This is a genomic window from Stenotrophomonas sp. STEN056 (assembly GCF_056759635.1).
Genome location: NZ_JBRRDL010000019.1, coordinates 1 through 16,755, shown reverse-complemented (window position 1 = coordinate 16,755; position 16,755 = coordinate 1). Strand labels below are relative to the sequence as shown.

At 65.7% G+C, this 16,755-nt stretch carries 15 protein-coding genes; 8 read left to right on the top strand and 7 right to left on the bottom strand.

The window, feature by feature from the left end; translation table 11 throughout:
- Positions 1-49 precede the first annotated feature (49 nt).
- Positions 50-973, bottom strand: a complete 924-nt coding sequence (locus tag ACVOLO_RS11310) for a LysR family transcriptional regulator (protein WP_481570386.1) — start codon at positions 971-973, stop codon at positions 50-52.
- A gap of 81 nt (positions 974-1,054) precedes the next feature.
- On the opposite strand from ACVOLO_RS11310, the gene ACVOLO_RS11305 reads away from it, so the two are divergent.
- Positions 1,055-2,050, top strand: a complete 996-nt coding sequence (locus tag ACVOLO_RS11305; RefSeq protein ID WP_481570456.1) for an aldo/keto reductase — start codon at positions 1,055-1,057, stop codon at positions 2,048-2,050.
- A 238-nt stretch (positions 2,051-2,288) separates the two neighbouring features.
- On the opposite strand, the gene purD is transcribed toward ACVOLO_RS11305, so the two are convergent.
- The 4 genes from purD to purH are packed head-to-tail and all read right to left on the bottom strand — an operon-like array spanning position 2,289 to position 6,430.
- Positions 2,289-3,575 carry a phosphoribosylamine--glycine ligase gene (gene purD, locus ACVOLO_RS11300; RefSeq protein WP_481570385.1) on the bottom strand — a complete coding sequence of 429 codons (1,287 nt, stop codon included), beginning with the start codon at positions 3,573-3,575 and terminating at the stop codon, positions 2,289-2,291.
- 22 nt (positions 3,576-3,597) lie between these two features.
- Positions 3,598-4,008, bottom strand: coding sequence for a hypothetical protein (locus tag ACVOLO_RS11295; protein ID WP_481570384.1), 411 nt, complete (start codon positions 4,006-4,008; stop codon positions 3,598-3,600).
- Complete coding sequence (locus ACVOLO_RS11290) at positions 4,008-4,835, bottom strand: hypothetical protein (RefSeq protein ID WP_481570383.1); 828 nt, start codon at positions 4,833-4,835, stop codon at positions 4,008-4,010. The genes ACVOLO_RS11295 and ACVOLO_RS11290 overlap by 1 nt, the downstream gene beginning before the upstream one ends.
- Before the next feature lie 11 nt (positions 4,836-4,846).
- A complete protein-coding gene (gene purH / locus ACVOLO_RS11285; protein WP_481570382.1) occupies positions 4,847-6,430 on the bottom strand; it encodes a bifunctional phosphoribosylaminoimidazolecarboxamide formyltransferase/IMP cyclohydrolase in 1,584 nt (527 codons plus the stop codon).
- A 258-nt stretch (positions 6,431-6,688) separates the two neighbouring features.
- Between purH and ACVOLO_RS11280 the strand changes: the two genes are divergently transcribed.
- Complete coding sequence (locus ACVOLO_RS11280) at positions 6,689-7,252, top strand: CcdC protein domain-containing protein (protein WP_481570381.1); 564 nt, start codon at positions 6,689-6,691, stop codon at positions 7,250-7,252.
- Between the two features lie 136 nt (positions 7,253-7,388).
- Positions 7,389-8,150: a YiiX/YebB-like N1pC/P60 family cysteine hydrolase gene (locus ACVOLO_RS11275; protein ID WP_481570380.1), complete on the top strand. Its 762-nt coding sequence runs from the start codon at positions 7,389-7,391 to the stop codon at positions 8,148-8,150.
- 255 nt (positions 8,151-8,405) lie between these two features.
- On the opposite strand, the gene ACVOLO_RS11270 is transcribed toward ACVOLO_RS11275, so the two are convergent.
- Positions 8,406-9,044 (bottom strand): OmpW/AlkL family protein, encoded by a 639-nt coding sequence (locus ACVOLO_RS11270; RefSeq protein WP_481570379.1) that lies wholly within the window; start codon positions 9,042-9,044, stop codon positions 8,406-8,408.
- A gap of 202 nt (positions 9,045-9,246) precedes the next feature.
- Between ACVOLO_RS11270 and ACVOLO_RS11265 the strand changes: the two genes are divergently transcribed.
- The 5 genes from ACVOLO_RS11265 (at position 9,247) to ACVOLO_RS11245 (ending at position 15,594) form a co-directional block, all read left to right on the top strand.
- Positions 9,247-9,801 (top strand): DNA-deoxyinosine glycosylase, encoded by a 555-nt coding sequence (locus ACVOLO_RS11265; RefSeq protein ID WP_481570378.1) that lies wholly within the window; start codon positions 9,247-9,249, stop codon positions 9,799-9,801.
- 60 nt (positions 9,802-9,861) lie between these two features.
- Positions 9,862-11,361 (top strand): dihydrolipoyllysine-residue acetyltransferase, encoded by a 1,500-nt coding sequence (aceF, locus tag ACVOLO_RS11260; RefSeq protein WP_481570377.1) that lies wholly within the window; start codon positions 9,862-9,864, stop codon positions 11,359-11,361.
- Positions 11,361-12,017, top strand: a complete 657-nt coding sequence (locus tag ACVOLO_RS11255; protein WP_481570376.1) for a hypothetical protein — start codon at positions 11,361-11,363, stop codon at positions 12,015-12,017. The genes aceF and ACVOLO_RS11255 overlap by 1 nt, the downstream gene beginning before the upstream one ends.
- 17 nt (positions 12,018-12,034) lie before the next feature.
- On the top strand, positions 12,035-14,164 hold the full coding sequence (gene lpdA, locus ACVOLO_RS11250) for a dihydrolipoyl dehydrogenase (RefSeq protein WP_481570375.1): 2,130 nt from the start codon (positions 12,035-12,037) through the stop codon (positions 14,162-14,164).
- A 149-nt stretch (positions 14,165-14,313) separates the two neighbouring features.
- On the top strand, positions 14,314-15,594 hold the full coding sequence (locus ACVOLO_RS11245; protein WP_481570373.1) for a Xaa-Pro dipeptidase: 1,281 nt from the start codon (positions 14,314-14,316) through the stop codon (positions 15,592-15,594).
- Positions 15,595-15,710: 116 nt separating this feature from the next.
- Here the strand turns inward: ACVOLO_RS11245 and ACVOLO_RS11240 are convergent, their stop codons facing one another.
- Positions 15,711-16,535, bottom strand: coding sequence for a hypothetical protein (locus ACVOLO_RS11240; protein WP_481570372.1), 825 nt, complete (start codon positions 16,533-16,535; stop codon positions 15,711-15,713).
- Positions 16,536-16,755: the final 220 nt, after the last annotated feature.

The window sequence follows — 16,755 nt, the reverse complement described above, 5'->3', positions numbered from 1 at the left end:
TTGCGATGCGGCTGTTGCACAGGCAAGCGTGGCCGGCGCGGTGTGTGCATCAATGGAACGCCGCCGCCGTGGCCGCGCGCATGAAATCGATGAACACCCGCAGCTTCGGCGCCAGTTGGTCACGCGAGGGGTAGTACAGGTGGAAGCCGGCGAATGGCAGCTGCCAGTCGTCCAGCACGCGTTGCAGGCGCCCGTCTTCCAGCTCGGCGCGCGCGCTGTGTGCGAACACCTGCAGCAGGCCCAGCCCGGCGCGTGCGGCGTGCAGCGCAAGCTGGCTGTCGTTGAGCAACAGCGGGCCATCCACTTCGATGAAAAAGTCATGCCCGTCGCGGCTGAACTCCCACGGCATGATCCGGCCGTCGCTGCTGCGGTGGCGCAGGCAGGCATGGTCGACCAGCTCCTCCGGCCGCGCCGGTGTGCCGTGCTGCCGCAGGTACGCCGGTGCCGCCACCACCGCCAGCCGCAGCGGCGGGCCCAGTGGCACCGCGATCATGCCGGCGGCCAGCGATTCGCCCAGGCGGATGCCGGCATCGAAGCCTTCGGCCACCACATCGACCATTGCCGACTGGACCGACAACTCCACCTGCACCTGCGGGAACTGGGCATGGAAGGCGGGCAGGAACGGCAGCAGCAGGTGCTCGGCGGCAAAGCGCGGTGTGGTGATGCGCAACTGCCCGGCCGGCACGTCGCGGCTTGCTTCCATGGCCTGCAGGGCGCCGCCAATGCGTTCCAGCGCGGGCAGTATTTCCTGCAGCAGGTGGTGGCCTGGCTCGCTCAGGCCGACGCGCCGGGTGGTCCGTTGCAGCAGCCGCGCTCCCAGCCGACGCTCCAGGTTGCGGATGGTCTGCGACAGCGCCGACGGCGATACATCCAGTTCGATGGCCGCCTGACGAAAGCTGGCGTGCCGGGCCACGCAGGCAAAGGCGGCCAGTGCCGGCAGCAGGGCGGGGTCTATTGTGCGGTCTGGCTTCATGGTCAGTCCCGATTATGCGGGTTTATCCGCGCAGTGGTGCCGGCCTACAGTGGCGTCCCCTTCGTTGATGGATGCATGGCGATGCAGACCCGCATGTTGGGCCGTGATGGCCCGGTTGTTTCCGCCCTTGGCCTTGGCTGCATGGGCATGAGTGCGTTCTATGGCGGCCGTGGCGATGACAGCGCGTCAATGGCGGTCATCCATCGCGCGCTGGAGCGCGGCGTCACCTTGCTCGACACCGCCGACATGTACGGCCCGCACACCAACGAGGTGCTGGTGGGGCGCGCCATTGCCGGCCGCCGCGGGCAGGTGTTCCTGGCGACCAAGTTCGGCGTGCTGCTCAACCCGGGCGACCCGCAGTCGCGTGGCGTCGATGGCCGCCCGGAATATGTGCAGGCCGCCTGCGAGGCCAGCCTGCAGCGGCTGGGCGTGGACCATATCGACCTGTACTACCAGCACCGCGTGGATCCGAACGTCCCGATCGAGGACACGGTGGGCGCAATGGCGCGGCTGGTCGAGCAGGGCAAGGTGCGTTACCTGGGCTTGTCCGAGGCGGCACCGGAGACGATTCGCCGCGCCCATGCGGTGCACCCGATCACCGCGCTGCAGACCGAATATTCGCTGTGGTCGCGCGAGCCGGAGCACAACGGCGTGCTGAGCACCGTGCGCGAACTGGGCATCGGCTTCGTGCCGTACTCGCCATTGGGGCGTGGCTTCCTGACCGGCGCGATCCGCAGCCCGGCGGATTTCGAGGAAGGCGACTACCGCAGCAAGTCACCGCGCTTCCAGGGCGAGAACTTCGCCCGCAACCTGGCGCTGGTGGAGCAGGTCAACGCGATTGCCGCGAGCAAGGGCGTGACCCCGGGGCAGCTGGCATTGGCGTGGGTGCTGGCGCAGGGCGATGACCTGGTGCCGATTCCCGGAACCAAGCGCCTGGCGTATCTGGAAGAAAACCTCGGCGCGCTGGACGTGGTGCTGGATGCGGCCGATCTGGCACGGATTGATGCGGTGTTCCCGGTGGATGCGGCCGCAGGCGCGCGTTACCCGGCGGCGAGTATCGGGAGTGTGCATCGGTGAGGTAGGGCGAAAAAATCGCCCCCTCTTCCGCCCTTCGGGCACCTTCTCCCGCGAGGGGAGAAGGGAACCCATCAAGCATTGCTTGTGCGTTTAGATGGTCACGACGTCATGCATAGCGTAGAGCGCGTGGCACTTCCGAAGCTGATTTACCCCTTCTCCCCTCGCGGGAGAAGGTGCCCGAAGGGCGGAAGAGGGGGGAGCTTTTGCTTTCCCGCCTCCGCCCTTCGCAGTTGCGGTCTTACTGCTGCTCGCGTGCAATCGCACGCCAGCCGATGTCGTTGCGGTGGAACTCATTGGCCCAGTGAATCTTGGCCACACCCGCATAGGCATGCTGCTGCGCATCGGAAACACTGTCGCCCAGTGCAGCCACGCACAGCACGCGGCCACCGGCGCTGACCACATTGCCATCGGCGTCCAGGGCGGTGCCGGCATGGAACACCTTGGCGCTGCCTGGCACGTCACCCAGGCCGCTGATGACGTCACCGACAATCGGTGTTTCCGGATAGGGCTTGGCCGCCAGCACCACGCCCAGTGACGGACGCGGATCCCACTGCGCTTCCACGCCGGCCAGTGCGCCATCGATGGCCGCTTCCAGCAGGTCGACCAGGTCCGACTGCAGGCGCAGCATTACCGGCTGGGTTTCCGGGTCGCCAAAGCGCACGTTGAATTCGATGACCTTCGGCGCGCCGCTGGCATCAATCATCAGCCCGGCATACAGGAAGCCGGTGAACGGCACGCCGTCGGCGATCATGCCGGCCACGGTCGGCTCGACCACTTCACGCATCACCCGTGCATGCACTTCCGGCGTCACCACCGGGGCCGGCGAGTAGGCGCCCATGCCGCCGGTGTTGGGGCCGGTGTCGCCGTCGCCCACGCGCTTGTGGTCCTGGCTGGTGGCCATCGGCAGTGCGGTGCGGCCATCGACCATCGAGATGAAACTGGCTTCTTCGCCTTCGAGGAATTCCTCGATCACCACGCGCGCGCCGGCATCGCCAAACGCATTGCCGCTGAGCATGTCGCGCACGGCGGCTTCGGCCTCGTCCATCGTCATTGCCACGATCACGCCCTTGCCGGCGGCTAGGCCATCGGCCTTGATCACGATGGGCGCGCCCTTTTCATGCAGGTAGGCCAGCGCAGCATCGACCTCGGTGTGCACGGCGTAGAACGCAGTGGGAATGCCATGGCGTGCCAGGAAATCCTTGGCGAACGCCTTGCTGCCTTCCAGCTGCGCGGCGGCAGCGGTCGGCCCGAAAATGCGCAGGCCGGCGGCGCGTAAGGCATCGACCACACCGGCCACCAGCGGCACTTCCGGGCCAACCACGGTCAGGCCCACGGCTTCGTCCTGCGCCAGCTTCAACAAGCCGGCAATGTCGGTGACCTTGAGCGCGACATTGCGGCACTTGCCTTCGGTGGCGGTGCCGGCATTGCCGGGGGCGACGATCACTTCGCTTACGCGCGGCGATTGCGCCAGCTTCCAGGCCAGGGCGTGTTCGCGGCCGCCAGAGCCGATGACGAGGATTTTCATGGGGTCAGTTCCTGTGGGGCGATCAGTTGGAGACACAGTGCGAGGCCTTCAGCGTGACCTCGAAAAACACCGCGCCATTGGCATCGACGAAACGACGGCGCATGCCGCCACCTGCTTCGTAGACCGGCAGCAGGGCCTTGTCCGTGCACAGTTCGGTGATGGCGTTGTCTTCGTCCACACGCAGCTGCTCGAACAACTCGGGCTTGGCCTTGGCCATGTCCACAGTGGCATCGGGGAAGCGGATCATCTGCACCAGGTCATCGCCATGACGGTGCACCGAATCGATGATCAATCCGTCCCGGTAGGGCGCCGGCAATTGCTTGCTCATGCTCTCCATCGCGGTACGTTGCGCCTCGGTCAGTGCGCGGTTGCCGCAGCCGGCCAGCAACACGGCCGTGGCGGAGAGAAGCAGTGCATGGGAAATCCGCCACATCAGTTGCAGCCCTCGCGTTGCAGTTGGGTTGGAATCAGGTAGCGCGATTGCGCCGGGTCGTAGTCGATGACGTGGGCCTTGTTCACCCGGCCGTTGCAGCCCCTGCCGGACTCCTGCACGCGCAGTGGCCAATGCCGCAAGCTGGGCTGGCTGTCGTCCGGTTGTACATCCAGGTTCCAGTCCAGCGTGCCGTTTGCGCAGCCGCCGGCCCTGTTGCATTCAATGGCGTTGTGATTGTCCAGGTGGACGCGCAGCCAACCGGCATCGGCGACGGTGTCACCGCCGTCAAACAGCAGCCAGGAGCGATCACGCATCAGCGCGCCGATGGCCACCTGCTCGTCATCGATCTGGTAGGCCCAGGCGCCGGCACCGACCTGCAGGGTGCTCACTTTCCCCGGCTTTCCGCTGGTTCCGCTGGCACGGCCCGGCAGTTCGGCAGCCAGTTGCATGGTGCCGTCGGCAGCTTCGTGCAGCACGATGAAATCGCTGGTGCCCAGCTCGATGGAGGTGGCGTCGTCATAACTCGTGCAGACGGCCAGCATGCGGTAGCGGTTCTGGCCGATGGCGACGTTGCGGTCGGCGCAGACCTCGCGGTGGATCGCGCGGGAATGCCCGGTGCCCGGATCATCCAGCTGCTGCGCCCATTGCCCCTGCAACTGCGCCGGCGCGCCGTAGCGCTCCTGCAGCAGCGCCAGTACGGCGTCGTCGTGACGCAGCACGGGTTTTTGTGGCGTGGCATCGGTAGCCACCGGCGTGCCCTGCTGGCACGAAGCCAGCAGGAGCACGGCGCCCAGGGAAACCAGCCGTGGAAACATCCCCGTCGCCATGCTTGCCGTACTCAGTGACGGAAGTGACGCACGCCGGTGAACACCATGGCGATGCCATGTTCGTCGGCGGCGGCAATTACTTCGTTGTCGCGCATCGAACCGCCCGGCTGGATCACCGCGGTGATGCCGGCTTCGGCGGCGGCGTCCAGGCCGTCACGGAACGGGAAGAATGCATCGGAGGCCATCACCGAACCCGGCACCACCAGGCCGGCATCGGCGGCCTTGATGCCGGCGATGCGCGCCGAATACACGCGGCTCATCTGGCCGGCGCCAACACCGATGGTGCGCTCGTCCTTGGCGTAAACAATTGCGTTGGACTTGACGTACTTGGCCACGCGCCAGGCGAACAGCAGGTCGCGCAGTTCAGCGGCGCTCGGCGCGCGCTGGGTGACGGTCTTCAGCTCGTCGATGGTCATGCCACGGTTGTCGGCGCTCTGGATCAGCAGGCCCGAGCCAATGCGCTTGGTGTCGTAGTTGTTGCGCGCATCGCCGGCCGGGATGCGCAGCACGCGCACGTTGGCCTTCTTGGTGGCGTATTCCAGCGCGGCCGGCTCGTAGTCCGGGGCGATCAGCACTTCGACGAACTGGCGGTCGAGGATGGCCTTGGCGGTGGCCGCGTCCAGCGTGCGGTTGAAGGCGAGGATGCCGCCGAACGCGCTGGTCGGGTCGGTGTTGTAAGCCATTTCATAGGCGGCGCCGACATCGGCGGCCACGGCCACGCCGCACGGGTTGGCGTGCTTGACGATGACGCAGGCCGGCACGTCGAACTGGCGCACGCATTCCCATGCGGCATCGGCATCGGCCAGGTTGTTGTAGCTCAGTTCCTTGCCCTGCAGCTGCACGAAGGTGGCCAGCGTGCCCGGCACCGGGTACAGGTCGCGGTAGAACACGCCGCTCTGGTGCGGGTTCTCGCCGTAACGCAGATCCATGACCTTGATGAAGGAGGAATTCATCTGCGCCGGGTATTCGGCGCGTACCGGCACCGCGGTGCTGGTGTCGCTGACCGCCGACAGGTAATTGCTGATCGCCGCGTCGTACTGGGCAACGCGGTTGAAGGCGGCCACGGACAGTTCAAAACGCTTGGCGGCCGACAGCTTGCCGTCGTTGGCATTCAACTCGGCCAGCAGCGCGTCGTACTGGTCCGGGCTGGTGGCCACGGCGACGCGGGCGAAATTCTTGGCCGCGCTGCGCAGCATGGCCGGGCCGCCGATGTCGATGTTTTCCACGGCGTCAGCCAGGGTGCAGTCGGCCTTGGCGGTGACCGACTCGAACGGATACAGGTTCAGCACCAGCAGGTCGATCGCGGCGATGCCGTGTTCGGCCATCACGGCATCGTCGGTGCCGGCGCGGCCCAGCAGGCCGCCGTGCACCAGCGGGTGCAGGGTCTTGACCCGGCCGTCCATCATTTCCGGGAAGCCGGTGACATCGGACACGTCCTTGACCGGCAGGCCGGCGTCGCGGATCGCCTTGGCGGTGCCGCCGGTGGACAGCAATTCGACGTTGCGGGCAGCCAGGGCGCGGGCCAGATCGACCAGGCCGGTCTTGTCGGAAACGGACAGCAGAGCCCGGCGTACGGGCAGCAGATCAGAAGACATGGGGGCAAGGGGGCAGCGGAAGCGGGCCGGTATTGTAGCCGCGTGGTCACATCCGTGGCCGCCGGGGGCTCCGGTGGTGCCGGGGCAGGGGCGGTAAACCGCCTTCCCGCTCATTTGCCCACGCGACAATGACGGATCAGGGCCTAGGCTTGCCGGTGCAGGCTGGCGGGCTTCCCCGGAGGGGCGGCCATCGCCTGCATACCGGCAACCACGCTGCCTGCGTTGATCGCGGGCACGGTTTCAATGGATCAAGCGACCATGCCTTTGCTTCTTGCAGTGCCCCTGGCCTTGCTGGTGTTCCTGGCAATCCTGTTGATGCTGCTGCCGTTGTCGCTGTGGCAACGCTTCCGCAGCAGTGGCGCGCGCCGGCAGGCGCGGCCGTGGCTGGTTACCTTCAACCTCTGGGGCACGGCGGTGTCCACGCTGCTGTTTGCCGTCTTCGCCATCCTCGCCGGCTTCTGGTGGCCAGGCGCCTGGGCCTATGCCGGGCTGGGGTGGCTGGGGGGCCTTGCACTGGGCGTCCTGGGGCATGGCCTGACCCGTTTCGAGGCCGGGCCGCAGGTGTTGTTCTACAAACCCAATACCTGGCTGGTGCTGGGGCTGACCGTGATGATCCTGGTGCGCGTGGTGGCGGGCATGCTGCAGGGCTGGCAAGCCTCGATGAATGGCGTGCCGTGGCCGCAGACGGGCTGGCTCAGTCACGCCGGTCTGCTGGGAATGGCCGCGGTGCTGCTGGGTTACGCCGGCATGTACGCACTGCTGCTGCGGCGCCGGGTACGGCATCACCAGCGGTATCGCGGCTATGACCGCAGCCCGCATTGAGTGAGTGGAAAGCCGGGCGGCGCTGCAGTCACTTCAACCGGCCATGCGTAGTTACTGCAATCACGTTTGGGGTGGTCGCATGGCGGCACGGCCGCGCAGCCATTACGCTGACACCACGATTCGGGGAGGTCAGGCAATGGGTGTGTTGAGTTTCCTGGGGCGGCACCTGGCACATTTTCTGGCGCAACCGCGCCGCAACCAGGCGCGGCCCTCCACCAGTGACCCGGCACTGCTGCTGCGCACCCTGCGGCGTGGCGACGTGCTGCTGGTGGAAGGCAACAGTCGCTTCTCCACCGCGATCAAATACCTCAGCCAATCCACCTGGTCACACGCCGCGCTCTACATCGGTGAGGAGCCGCTGGTGGAAGGTGGCAAACCGCAGCCCATGCTGATCGACGTGGATGTGGAGGAAGGCGTGCGGCGGGTTCCGCTCAGTGAGTTTGCCCACCAGCACACCCGCATCTGCCGGCCGCAGGGCTTGGCGCCGGCGGCGGTGGAGCAACTGGTGGGCTTCATGCGTACCCGCATTGGTTACAGCTACGACCTGAAAAACGTATTCGACCTGGCCCGTTACCTGATCCGCCAGCCGCCGGTGCCCGGGCACATGCGCCGGCGCCTGATCGCCCTGGGCAGCGGCGAGCCGACCAAGGCCATCTGCTCGACGTTGCTGGCACAGGCGTTTGAGTCGATCCGCTATCCGATCCTGCCGGAGATCGAAACGATTTCGGGCCAGGTGGGCGCCCGCGAACAGCGCCAGGAAATCCTGCACATCCGCAACTACAGCCTGTACACGCCGCGCGATTTCGATGTCTCCCCGTTCTTCGACATCGTCAAACCGCGCTTGCAGACCAACTTCGACTACCTGGCGCTGCAGTGGAGTGATGACGGCAGTCCGTAGCGCGCAAGGGAAGTTTGCGCTTCTCCTTAACCCCTCTCCCCAACCCCTCTCCCGCAAGGGGAGAGGGGCTTTGAAACGCAGCGAGCACAAGCATTGCCTGCGATCTCAGCTGTAGCCCCTCTCCCCTCGCGGGAGAGGGGTTGGGGAGAGGGGGGCAAGCACAATCTGCACAACAAAAAAAACCAATAAAAAAGCACGGGCCACGAACGGCCCGTGCTCTTCATGCTCCGCTGAATCGGAACGGTGCCGCGCTTATCAGAAGCGTGCGCCGATACCGAAACCCACGGTCCACGGGTCCATCTTCAGCTCGCCGGCATTGCTGCCAGCCACGCGCAGGTCGGGGCGAGCGTGCATGTAACGTGCATCGGCACGCGCGAACCAAGTGGAGTTGATGTTCATGTCCACGCCCACGGTGCCGATGGCGCCCTTGGCGGTATCCACGCCGACGTGGTTGCCGGTGTCGCTCAGGCCGTCGATCTTCTCGTTGCTGAAGTTCGACTCGTAGTAACCCAGGCCCACGAACGGGCGGAACACGTTGTCGGCCGCGCCGAAGTGGTACTGCGCGCTTAGCGCGATCGGCTGCTGCTCAACGGTGCCGGCCTTGGCGCCGCCATCGGTACGCACGCGGTGGTTGAACTTGTCCACGGCGCCCCACAGTTCAACGGCGAAGTTGTCGTTGATGTAGTAGCTGGCGCTCACGGTCGGCGCCGGGCCGCCGTCGAACTTGTCCACGCCATTGATCGGGTCGCTCTTGGGCTGCAGCAAGGTGACACCGCCGACCACGGCGAAGTGCTTGCCCGAAGCGGTGTCGCTGCTGGCATCCTGCGCGAACGCGGTGGACGACAGGGCAAGCGCACCCAGGGTGGCAAGGCTCAGAATTTTGATCGAACGCATAACAGACTCCTCAGTCTCTCAATCGGGACTATCGTTGTTGTCGAGGCCCTCGTTGCGGGGCGTGCAAACCGTAGCGATGCAAAGATGAATCGCGCTGTACGCAAGGGGTTTTCGATGGGTTTGTGTTCAGCAAAATTGAGGGGAATCCCATGTACACGCGGGCATGCGGGAAAATTCCATTCACGATGTTGTGGTGGGTGTGATGAAAGAAAATGTGTTGCAAGGCCTGCCATTGCAGGTGAATCCGCACTGTCGCGTATTGGTGCTGGGCTCGATGCCCGGTGCGGTGTCGTTGCATGAAGCGCGCTACTACGCACATCCGCGCAACCGCTTCTGGCCATTGATGGCAACACTGTGCGGTTTTGATGCAACGCTGGATTACCCGCAGCGCATGCAGCAGTTGCAACGCGCCGGCGTGGGGCTGTGGGATGTCATTGGTCAATGCCAGCGCAGCGGCAGCCTGGATGCGGCCATCGTGCGCGGCAGCGAGGTGGTCAATCCGCTGCCGGCACTGATTGCCAGCCTGCCGGCGCTGAAAGTGATCGCCTGTAATGGTGGCGCGGCACACGCTGCGTTCCAGCGATGGGTGCAACCGGCTTTGCCGGTTGTGGCCGCTGCATTGCCGGTGTTGCCGTTGCCATCGACCAGCCCGGCCAATGCGGCATGGTCCGAGCCGCGGTTGCTGGAGGCATGGGGCCAGCTGCGGCCGTGGCTGGACAAGGCCAAAACCTCCGGCCTGCGCCGCTCCGGTGCCTGACCGGGCAGGACAACGGAGACAACCGGCAAGTCAGGTGGAGTGCGCCGGGGCACGGCAAGGATGAAGCCGGGCCGGCCGTGGCCGGTGCCTGACCACGGACATACGCCGCCGAATTCAGCGCCAGCGGTTGGCGCGTGGGCCCGGGGGCGCCACAATAGAGGATTCCCTCACTGTTGCTGGAGTAGTTTCATGGCCGAAATCAAGGAAGCACTTGTCCCCGATATCGGTGACTACAGCGACATTCCAGTGATCGAAGTGCTGGTTGCCGTCGGCGATACGGTCAAGAAAGACCAGGGTCTGGTCACGCTGGAGTCGGACAAGGCGACGATGGAAGTGCCGTCGTCGGTGTCCGGCGTGGTCAAGGAGATCAAGGTCAAGGTTGGCGACAACCTGTCCGAAGGCAAGGTCGTGGCGCTGATTGAAGTCAGCGAAGCCGCCGCCCAGCCCGCTGCCGCGCCGGCGGCCCCGGCCAAGGTCGAGGCGACTGCCGAAACCGGCGCCAAGGTCGAGCCGGTGGCCGTGGCCCCGGTGCCCGACAAGCTGGCCCAGCGCGAGATCCAGCAGGAAGCCGCCTTGCCGGCCAGCAAGCCGGCCAGCCCGCCGGTGCAGTTCAATGCCGAAGGCGTGCTGCCGTCCAAGGTGCCGTATGCCAGCCCGGCGGTGCGCGTGTTCGCCCGCGAACTGGGCGTGGACCTGGCGCAGGTGGCCGGCAGCGAAAAGAGCGGCCGCATCACCAAGGATGACGTGCAGAAGTTCGTCAAGGGCGTGTTGTCTGGTGGCGTTGCCGTCGCCGGTGCTGCGCCGGCTGCTGCCGGTGGTGGCCTGAACCTGCTGCCGTGGCCGAAGGTGGACTTCAGCAAGTTCGGCGAAACCGAAGTGGTGCAGCTGTCGCGCATCAAGAAGATCTCCGGCGCCAACCTGGCCCGCAACTGGGCGATGATCCCGCACGTCACCCAGTTCGAGCAGGCGGACATCACCGATCTGGAAGGCCTGCGCGTGGCGCTGAACAAGGAAAACGAGAAGGCCGGCATCAAGCTGACCATGCTCGCCTTCCTGATCAAGGCCAGCGCTGCGGCACTGAAGAAGTTCCCCGAGTTCAATGCCTCGCTGGACGCCAGCGGCGAGAACCTCACCCTGAAGAAGTATTTCCACATTGGTTTTGCCGCCGACACGCCGAATGGCCTGGTCGTGCCGGTGATCCGCGACGTGGACAAGAAGGGTGTGGTGCAGATCGCCCAGGAAACCGGCGAGCTGGCCAAGAAGGCGCGCGACGGCAAGCTGGGCCCGGCTGAAATGAGCGGCGGCTGCTTCTCGATCAGCTCGCTGGGCGGCATCGGTGGCACCGCATTCACGCCGATCGTCAATGCACCGGAAGTGGCCATCCTCGGCGTCTCCAAGTCGGCAATCCAGCCGGTCTGGAACGGCAAGGAATTCGCGCCCAAGCTGATGTTGCCGCTGTCGCTGAGCTATGACCACCGCGTCATCGATGGCGCCCTGGCCGCACGCTTCACCACGTACCTGTCGCAGGTGCTGGCCGACATGCGGCGCGTGCTGCTGTGATGCGAACCGCGCCCAGGCGCGTGTTGCTGACGGCACTGCTGGCGGTGCTGGCCGTGCCGGCAATGGCCGCACGCCAGTGCGAGCCGGTGGTGGGCGAAGGTTGGCCGCCGGCAGTGGGCAACTATGGTCAGGCAGCTTCGCAGCTGCTGGGCGGGCAGGCCGAAGACGCGCTGTCGTTGCTGCTGTTGCCGGCGCGTGGCGAGGAATCGCAGGTGCTGCTGCGCCGCGATGCCAGCAGCGGGCAATGGTCGGTGCTGGCAGGTATGGCGGAGAAACGCATTTACAGCTGGAACAGCGGTGCCAGCCGCGCCGGGGTGAACCTGCGTCTTGATCAGAGCCCGTCGTTCGCACAGGCACCGTTGCCGGATGCACTGGCACAGCGCGTGGTCCAGGTATGGGCGCAGGCGTTGTCCACGCCGGAGGTGGCCGCGCGTGCGCCGGTCACCGATGGTGAGGTGTTGTCCTTCACCGTCAATGGCGAGCGTTACAGCGGGCTGCGCCCGGGTTGCGGGCAGCTGGAAGCACTGCTGCAACAGGCGGCGTTGCTGACCGAGCTGGCACACAGCAAAGACAAAAAGTACGAGAAGCGCTACGAGGCCATCGAACGCGCGCTCGACAAGATGCATGACAGGTTCTACGGCGAAGACGCCGGCTGAGCCCACAGGAGAAAACAATGGCGACGATTGAAATCAAGGTTCCGGACATTGGTGATTACGACAATGTGCCGGTGATCGAAATCCTGGTCGCCGTGGGCGACACGGTGAGCAAGGACCAGGGCCTGGTCACGCTGGAATCGGACAAGGCCACGCTGGAAGTGCCGTCCACGGCGGCTGGCGTGGTCAAGGAAATCAAGGTCAAGCTTGATGACAAGCTGTCCGAAGGCGACGTGGTGGTGATTCTGGAAGCCGAAGGCGCGGGCGCAGCCCCGGCCGCCGCTCCGGCACCGGCACCTGCTGCTGCACCCGCACCGCAGGCTGCCGCGCCGGCTGCGGCCGCGGCAAGCGCACCGGCTGCAAGTGGCCCGGTCGAAGTGAAGGTGCCGGATATCGGCGATTACGACAGCGTGCCGGTGATTGAAATCCTGGTGGCCGTGGGCGACACGGTGAAGAAGGACCAGGGCCTGGTCACGCTGGAATCGGACAAGGCCACGTTGGAAGTGCCGTCCACCGCCGACGGCGTGGTCAAGGAAATCAAGGTCAAGCTCGACGACAAGTTGTCGCAGGGCGACGTGGTGGTGGTGCTGGAAGGTGCTGCTGGCGCCGCACCGGCCGCTGCCAAGGCGGCCCCGGGCAGCAAGCCGCCGGTGACGCCGTCGCACCGCGCGCCGGACCCGGCCGTCGCTGCCAAGGCGCTGCCGTCCAGCGGTCGCACCGCCGACATCGAGTGCCGCATCGTGGTGCTGGGCGCCGGCCCGGGCGGCTATACCGCCGCGTTCCGCGCCGCCGACCTGGGCATGGACACCGTGCTGGTCGAACGCTACGCCAGCCTCGGCGGCGTCTGCCTCAACGTGGGCTGCATTCCGTCCAAGGCGCTGCTGCACGCGGCCGAGATCATCGACCACGCCGCGCACGCCAATGAACTGGGCATCGAATACGGCGCGCCGAAGATCAGCCTGGACAAGCTGCGCGAGTACAAGGAAAAGGTCGTCGGTCAGCTGACCAAGGGCCTGGCCGGCATGGCCAAGCAGCGCAAGATCCGCACCGTGCAGGGCGTGGCCAAGTTCATCTCGGCCAATGAGCTTGAAATCGTCGGTGACGACGGCAAGACCCAGCTGCTGCGTTTCGAGCAGTGCATCATCGCCGCCGGTTCGCAGGCGGTGAAGCTGCCGAACTTCCCGTGGGACGACAAGCGCGTGATGGACTCCACCGATGCACTGGAACTGGCCGAAGTGCCGGGTTCGCTGCTCGTTGTGGGTGGCGGCATCATCGGCCTGGAAATGGCCACCGTGTACAGCGCGCTGGGCGCCAAGGTCACCGTGGTCGAGTTCATGGACCAGCTGATGCCGGGCGCCGACAAGGATCTGGTCAAGCCGCTGGCCGACCGCCTGAAGAAGCAGGGCATCGAGGTTCACCTCAAGACCAAGGCCTCGGGTGTGACCGCCGACAAGAAGGGCATCACCGTGACCTTTGAAGCCGCCACCGAAGGCGAGAAGCCGGCGATGGAAAGCGGCACGTTCGATCGCGTGCTGGTTGCGGTGGGCCGCTCGGCCAACGGCAGGAAGATCGATGCCGACAAGGCCGGCGTGGAAGTCACCGACCGTGGTTTCATTCCGGTGGACCGGCAGATGCGCACGAATGTGCCGCACATCTTCGCCATCGGCGACATCGTCGGTAACCCGATGCTGGCGCACAAGGCCACGCACGAAGGCAAGCTTGCTGCTGAAGTGGCCTTCGGCGAGAAGAAGGAGTGGGTGGCGCGCGTGATTCCGTCGGTGGCCTACACCAACCCGGAAATCGCCTGGGTTGGCGTCACCGAGACCGAGGCCAAGGCCAAGGGCCTGAAGGTGGGCGTGGCCAAGTTCCCGTGGGCGGCCAGCGGTCGTGCGATTGGCATTGGTCGCACCGAAGGCTTCACCAAGCTGATCTTCGACGAGGAAACCCATCGCGTGATCGGTGGTGCCATCGTCGGCGTGCATGCCGGTGAACTGCTGGCCGAGATCGGCCTGGCCATCGAAATGGGTGCGGAGGCCGAGGACATCGGCCACACCATCCACGCCCACCCGACCCTGAGTGAGTCGGTGGCGATGGCCTCGGAGATCTACGACGGCACCATCACCGATCTGTATATCCCGAAGAAGAAGTAAGCAGGCGGCCACCAGGCCGGCATGCACCGAGAACGCCCCGCCTGTCGGGGCGTTCTTTGTTTACGCCCCGGCCGGTTGCCTGCCCCGCGGGCTTGGCGCAAGCTGGCGCCGCTGAACCCTGACGCCACCCATAGTCCCGGGGAACGATGATGCGAACCAGATTCCGCGTGCCAGCCCTCGCGCTGGTCGTTGTCGGTGTTTGTGTGTCCATGGCGGCGCATGCTGGAACCAGCGTGGTCAGTGCCGCCCGTCTATTGGATGTCCGCAGCGGCCGCTATGTGCCGCAGCCGCAGATAGAAATCGTCGATGGCCGGATCAGCCGGATCGGCCGCGCCGGCGATCCCATGCCCGCCGGTGCCGAGCACATCGACCTGGGCGCGCGTACCTTGCTGCCGGGCCTGATCGACATGCATGTGCACCTGACCATCGATCCCACGCTGGGCGGCTACCAGGGCCTGGAATTCACCGACAATTTCTGGACCGTGGTGGGCGTGGTCAATGCCCGCCGCACGGTGCGCGCGGGCTTCACCACGGTGCGCAATCTCGGCTCGGCCGGTTTCGATGACGTGGCCTTGAAGCAGGCCATCGAGGCCGGCTACATCGATGGCCCGCGCATCGTACCGGCCACCTTTGCCGTCGGCGCCACCGGCGGGCATTGCGATGGCGGAGGCTTGCCACCGTCGGTGACCGTGCTCAATCCGGGTGCAGCCGATGGTCCGGATGCGATCCGCGCCACGGTGCGCAAGCTGCGCAAATTCGGTGCCGAGGTGATCAAGTTCTGCGGCACCGGAGGCGTGATGTCCAAGGGGACGACGCTGGGTGAGCAGCAGTACAGCCAGGAGGAAATGACGGCGCTGGTGGAGGAGGCGCACCGGCTGGGCATGAAGGTGGCAGTGCATGCGCATGGAACGAACGGCATCAACGCGGCCATCCGTGCCGGGGCCGACACCATCGAACATGCCAGCCTGGCGGATGCGGAGTCGTTCAAGCTGGCGCGGCAGCAAGGCACCTGGTTCTCGATGGACATCTACGGCAGTGACTACATTCTCGCCGAGGGTGAGAACAACGGTTTGTTCCCCGAGTCGCTGGAGAAGGAGCGACAGGTGGGCCGCAAACAGCGTGAAACCTTCCGTGACGCGCATGCGGCCGGGGTGCGGATGGTGTTCGGCTCCGATGGCGGTGTTTACCCCAACGGCGACAACGCCCGTCAATTCGCCAAGATGGTGGAGTGGGGCATGAGTCCGCTGGAGGCCATCCGCACGGCGACCGTCAATGCAGCGCAAGCCCTGGGTTGGCAGGCGGACGTGGGCGCAGTTGAGGTGGGGCGCTTTGGCGACATGGTCGCGGTCGAAGGTGATCCGCTGCAGGACGTGACGGTGCTGGCACGCCCGGTGGCAGTGGTGAAAGGTGGGCGCTTGCTGCAGCCGTAGGCAACTAGCCCCTCTCCCGCATGCGGGAGAGGGGTTGGGGTGAGGGCAGCTTCTCAGAGCGCAGCGATGCTGCGACGGGCGCATTGTCGGCGTCGACGCTGGGGTGAGCGCGGCCTTCAGAACGACAGGCTCACACCTGCCAGCGGTCCCTTGAATTCCTGCTTCAGGCCGATCACGCCATCGCTGCCGCGCTTGTCGGCATCGAGTTTGAACCAGTCGTAGCCGGCGAAGATGCCGAAGTTCTGGTTGAAGTTGTACTGCACGATTGCATTGGCGCGGCTGAGATCACCCTTGTAGTCGTCGAAGTTGCCCCAGCGCGTGTTGAGGTACTGGCCCTGCAGGTTGATCATCCAGTGCTCGGACGGAGTGAAGGTCAATCGCGCGCCCACCACCGGCGCGATGCCATCGGCTTTCTCATTGATGAAGCGACCCTGGTAGAGCTCGCCCAGGTCGGCATGCGCGTCGGCGCTGATCTTGGCGTACTCGGCACCCAGTTGCAGGCCGAAATCGAATGTCTCCCCGTCCACCACCGAATAGTCATAGACCAGCGTGGCGACCTGGTACTTCAACTCGCCTTTGACGAAGCTGCCGGCCGGCACCGTGGTGTCGCCGTAGCGCACCGTTTCGCCGAGCGTCTCGCGCCGATCCTTGTCGTATTTGAAGTAGTCGAAGATCAGGCGCTGCCGATCACTGATGCGGAACATGCCGTCCACCCGCGGCTCCCATTCCTTCCCGCCCATGCTGAAATCTTCGGACAAGTCGACATCCTGGCCGCCGATGCGGGTGCTGCCGCGGATCGTGTTGTCGGTGTCGATGTTCATGGCGCCCAGGCGCAACGTAAAGCGGGGGTCGCCTTGTGTTGCGTGCACGGGCATCGCGGTGAGCAGGCCCAATGCCAGCGTGCAGGGAGCGATTACGGGGAGGAAGTGGACAGTGCGCATGCTTTCGCCTTGTGTTGCGTGAAAGCACCAACCATCGGCGATGTGATGTGGCCCTGGCGTGACTGCGCGTGTACGCCGTGTGCAGGGCCGGGTGCGCGGATCAATTGCGGTGGGGTGGTGGTGGGGGGGCGGGGCGCCCCCCCACCCCCCGCTACGCCGCCCAGGACCCGGGTAGGGGGGCGGGTGGGGGGATCCGACCCGGGGGGCGGGGGGTCGTTGC